Below are 1,557 nucleotides of genomic sequence, written 5' to 3'. Positions count from 1 at the left end.
TTTTAAACTGGAACCGGAACCGATCAGGATACCGTAGCCGTGTGCAGAATTTTTTGAAGTGGCATAATTCACCAGGCGGTTGTTGAACACGCGGTTGTCGCCGTTCTTTGCCATTGATATCTGTAGTCCGTCGCTGCCGATGTTTTCCAGGTCGTTATCATACACCCAGAGGTTTTCGATCCAGTGCGATTTCATATCCACACAGGTTCCTTCCGTCCAGTAGTAGTGGGTGTTGCCGATATAAAAACCTTCACCGGTGGAGTTCCGGCATTTAATATGGTGCAGTTTCACATTCTTCATCACGAAGGCGCCTTCCAGGTATTGCGGCTGGGCGCAGGTTTGCAGGGTTTTAGCCTGTAACAGGATGTTACCGTCGTGGATATAAATATTATGCACATCAAAGTCGGATGCGCCTACACCCAGTGTAAGACCGAATATTTTAAGACCGGAGATGTTGGTACCGTTCAGGTCAAAACCAAATTCATAATTCTTGTCTCCGCTCCCGCTGATTTCCACGAAGCGGCAGGTAGGTGCGTTGAACACAGCGGCAGTGCCCTGGTTTTTTATGCCCAGTTTTACCTGGCCGCCACAGTTGGTGATCACAATAGGTTTGTCTGCCGTTCCTGTAAGATTACCAAGATGCAGGTATTCATACTCTCCTGCCGGTATGCATAAAGTATCGCCGGGGCTTACATTGAATGTTTTCATGGCATCGGGGTAATAGATCTCTGCCCTGCCATTGGCGGTATTACTCATGGGCACTATAATGCGCTTGCCTCCTGTAACCGGCGGAGTAACCGGCGGCGATGTTACCGCACCATCTTTGGTGTACTGCAACATCCATTCATACATGTTCTTACCGTCTTCTCTCGTATTGGGGTCGTAGGCTTTGGTCCATGCATCATGTGAAGTGGAGTTGTAAATAGACAGCTTTGCCAGCGGGTTGGGCGCCGGTACAGTGGCGTTGATATACTTTACCCAGTTCTTTGAATAGTCTGAAGGTACGGTGCCGTCTCCATCGTTGTGAAATGCCCATATGGGCGTGTTATTGCCGGCCACCACTGCTGCATAGGCAGTAGTAGGCGGATACATACCGCAAACAACGGCTGCACCGGCGAAAGCTTTCGCTTTTGTTTTATCTTCACAAAGTGCGCCCCATGTTAAACCGCCTCCCATGCTTAAGCCGGTGATATAAATACGGTCGGGATCAATATCATATTTTGTAAGCAGGTAATTCTTAAAGAGTGTTACATCGCCCGAACCCGGCCAGGTATTGAACTGGGGGGATATCACGATGAACGAATAGGTTTGATTATTCACCGTAAAGGTGTTGGGGAATTTACCGTCTGCAATCACCCGGGGAACGCCATTCCTGAGAACAGCCGATAAGGGGGAACCATTACTTGCCAGTTCGCCGTTGCCATGAAAGAAAATGATGAGGGGGTACTTCTTTCCGCTTCCCTGGCTGTAGCCTGCGGGAAGATATTCATAAAAGCCTTTTATGTTCGACATCGTCGGATCGTTGAAAGATCGCGCTGTCTGTACCTGGCTGAAAAC

1 protein-coding gene is annotated in these 1,557 nt (G+C 48.8%); it reads right to left on the bottom strand.

The features are described 5' to 3' along the window. Positions 1 to 1,512 (bottom strand): hypothetical protein (locus tag VN105_RS17100; RefSeq protein WP_325642744.1); only part of this gene is annotated, 1,512 nt, incomplete at its 3' end. Positions 1,513 to 1,557 lie beyond the last annotated feature (45 nt).

The organism is Chitinophaga sp. (genome assembly GCF_035564935.1).
In the GTDB taxonomy this organism is placed as follows: Bacteria; Bacteroidota; Bacteroidia; order Chitinophagales; family Chitinophagaceae; genus Chitinophaga.
The sequence above is the reverse complement of the archived record's forward strand: the minus strand, read 5'-3'. Positions and strand labels throughout refer to the sequence as shown.